Source organism: Citrobacter sp., assembly GCF_050252275.1.
Classification (GTDB): Bacteria; Pseudomonadota; Gammaproteobacteria; order Enterobacterales; family Enterobacteriaceae; genus Citrobacter_A; species Citrobacter_A amalonaticus.
The window spans coordinates 1-2,894 of record NZ_JBFWLF010000402.1; the positions used below are offsets into that span (position 1 = coordinate 1).

Consider the following 2,894-nt stretch of genomic DNA (forward strand, 5'->3'; position numbering starts at 1 on the left):
GAGTACAACGCTGTACGGCAGCCTCAAGAATCTGCAGGTCAGCCGAATCAACCCTCACGATGAAACTGAACGCTATCGTCAGCATGTTCTTGAGACGAAAGGCAGGGATCTGGATGAGGCCGGGAAACGGCTACTGGAAGAGGATTTACGTTCTCCCTGTACTGAAGAAATTGCCGTCTTTCAGGCCTTTTCAAGGGTAATTCGTGAAGCAGGTAAGCGTTTTGTGGTCATGGACACGGCACCAACCGGGCATACGCTTTTGCTGCTGGATGCCACTGGGGCGTATCACCGCGAAATTGCCAAAAAAATGGGTGAAAAGGGACATTTCACCACACCAATGATGCAGCTTCAGGACCCAGAGCGAACCAAAGTTCTGCTGGTTACGCTTCCTGAAACCACACCGGTGCTGGAAGCGGCAAACCTGCAGTCTGACCTTGAAAGAGCGGGGATTCATCCGTGGGGCTGGATTATCAATAACAGCCTTTCCATTGCGGATACGCGTTCTCCGTTGCTTTGCCAGCGTGCCCGGCAGGAACTGCCTCAGATTGAGGTTGTTAAGAATCAGCACGCTGACCGTATAGCGCTCGTTCCGGTATTGGCTTCAGAGCCCGCCGGTATTGAAAAGCTCAGAAAGTTGATGAGTTAATTTTTTAGTATTTACAGGGCGGCAAAGTCGCCCTGTCAGGAGGATGTATGTTACTGGCAGGCGTTATTTTTGTCCTGACCATTGTTTTAGTTATCTGGCAGCCTAAGGGTTTAGGGATCGGCTGGAGCGCGACGCTGGGCGCGGGACTGGCTCTGATATCAGGCGTTGTGCATGTGGGCGATATTCCGGTGGTGTGGAATATCGTCTGGAACGCGACGGCGACCTTTATTGCCGTAATTATTATCAGCCTGCTGCTTGATGAATCCGGTTTTTTCGAATGGGCAGCGCTGCACGTTTCCCGCTGGGGTAACGGTCGTGGACGTTTGCTCTTTACGTATATCGTTCTGCTCGGTGCGGCGGTGGCGGCACTGTTTGCCAACGATGGCGCGGCATTGATTCTGACGCCAATTGTCATCGCCATGCTGCTTGCATTAGGGTTCAGTAAAGGTACAACACTGGCATTTGTCATGGCTGCCGGGTTTATTGCCGATACTGCCAGCCTGCCGCTTATCGTGTCGAACCTGGTGAATATAGTCTCGGCGGACTTCTTTGGACTGGGCTTCACTGAGTATGCGTCGGTAATGGTGCCGGTGGATATTGCCGCTATTATCGCCACGCTGGTGATGCTGCATCTGTTCTTCCGCAAGGATATCCCGCCGACTTACGACCTGGCTCTCCTGAAAGCACCGACAAACGCGATTAAAGATCTGGCAACCTTCAGAACTGGCTGGATAGTGTTGATTCTTCTTCTGGTTGGCTTTTTCGTCCTTGAGCCGTTGGGTATCCCGGTCAGCGCGATTGCTGCTGCAGGCGCTGTCATTCTGTTTACTGTGGCGAAACGAGGTCATGCCATTAACACCGGCAAAGTGCTGCGCGGTGCGCCATGGCAGATAGTCATCTTCTCACTGGGGATGTACCTGGTGGTCTACGGTCTGCGCAACGCCGGGCTAACCGAATACCTTTCAGGTGTGCTGAACGTACTGGCGGATAAAGGACTCTGGGTCGCGACGCTGGGGACTGGCTTCCTGACAGCAATCCTGTCTTCCATTATGAACAACATGCCTACGGTGCTGGTTGGCGCGCTCTCTATCGAGGGAAGCACTGCAACCGGCGTTATTAAAGAGGCGATGATCTACGCTAACGTGATTGGCTGCGATCTGGGGCCGAAAATTACACCTATTGGTAGCCTTGCAACGCTGCTCTGGCTGCATGTACTTTCACAGAAGAATATGACCATCACGTGGGGATACTATTTCCGCACCGGGATTATTATGACTCTGCCTGTGCTGTTTGTAACGCTGGCGGCGCTGGCGCTACGTCTCTCTTTCACTTTGTAATGAGATACTGATATGAGCAACATCACCATATATCACAACCCGGCCTGCGGCACGTCGCGTAATACGCTGGAGATGATCCGCAACAGCGGTAATGAACCGACCGTTATTCATTACCTTGAAAATCCACCGTCTCGCGATGAGCTGGTCAAACTTATCGCAGATATGGGGATTACAGTACGGGCGCTGCTGCGTAAAAACGTCGAGCCTTATGAAGAACTGGGGCTTGCCGAAGATAAGTTTACTGACAACCAGATAATAGACTTTATGTTGCAGCATCCGATCCTGATTAACCGTCCGATTGTGGTGACGCCACTGGGAACTAAACTGTGTCGTCCTTCCGAGGTGGTTCTGGATATCCTTCCAGATGCTCAGAAAGCGGCTTTCGCTAAGGAAGATGGTGAGAAAGTCGTTGATGAAACAGGTAAGCGATTGAAATAAAGATGAAGGGGGCAGATGCTCCCTTATTCCTGCCTCAGAGCATAAGACCCGAATCTTCTGGCAGAGCACTATTCCTTCACCAAGTTTCATTTGCAGCAAAACAGTGTCAAGCCTGTGGCCATGTTTGAAACCATCCGGAGGTTCGGTTTCGAAGCGACCTGTACCATGCAGGACATGGGGCCGTAGCCCCATCTATTAGCCTGCCAATTTTGCTGGCAGAGCCGTAACTCATATTCTCAGACGGTCTGATTCAGATGTTGCTGGCGTAGTTTTAACAAACGAAAAACCAGTATCATGACGATAATTCCGGCCACCATCGCCAGAAAATGGAAAGCTATCCTGCCACCAGCCTGAAAATAGATCCAGCGAGCCAGCTCCACTGAGGCCGCCATAAAACTTAATGCAATAATGTTGATGGTTGCTGATACGGTGCCTTTAGGCAGGGAATGAGAAAAAAGCGCAAAACGGAACAG

2 protein-coding genes and 2 pseudogenes are annotated in these 2,894 nt (G+C 51.3%); 3 read left to right on the top strand and 1 reads right to left on the bottom strand.

Going from position 1 to position 2,894, the window contains the following annotated elements; genetic code table 11:
• The 3 genes and pseudogenes from arsA to arsC all read left to right on the top strand — a co-directional run.
• Positions 1-646 (top strand): annotated as a pseudogene (gene arsA, locus AB7E14_RS22330) (arsenite efflux transporter ATPase subunit ArsA); the annotation flags it as partial.
• 47 nt (positions 647-693) lie between these two features.
• Positions 694-1,983: an arsenite efflux transporter membrane subunit ArsB gene (gene arsB, locus AB7E14_RS22335; RefSeq protein WP_316962056.1), complete on the top strand. Its 1,290-nt coding sequence runs from the start codon at positions 694-696 to the stop codon at positions 1,981-1,983.
• A gap of 12 nt (positions 1,984-1,995) precedes the next feature.
• Positions 1,996-2,421 carry a glutaredoxin-dependent arsenate reductase gene (arsC, locus tag AB7E14_RS22340; RefSeq protein ID WP_316962055.1) on the top strand — a complete coding sequence of 142 codons (426 nt, stop codon included), beginning with the start codon at positions 1,996-1,998 and terminating at the stop codon, positions 2,419-2,421.
• A gap of 236 nt (positions 2,422-2,657) precedes the next feature.
• Here arsC and AB7E14_RS22345 read toward each other — a convergent pair.
• Positions 2,658-2,894: pseudogene (locus AB7E14_RS22345) on the bottom strand (multidrug efflux MFS transporter MdtM); the annotation flags it as partial.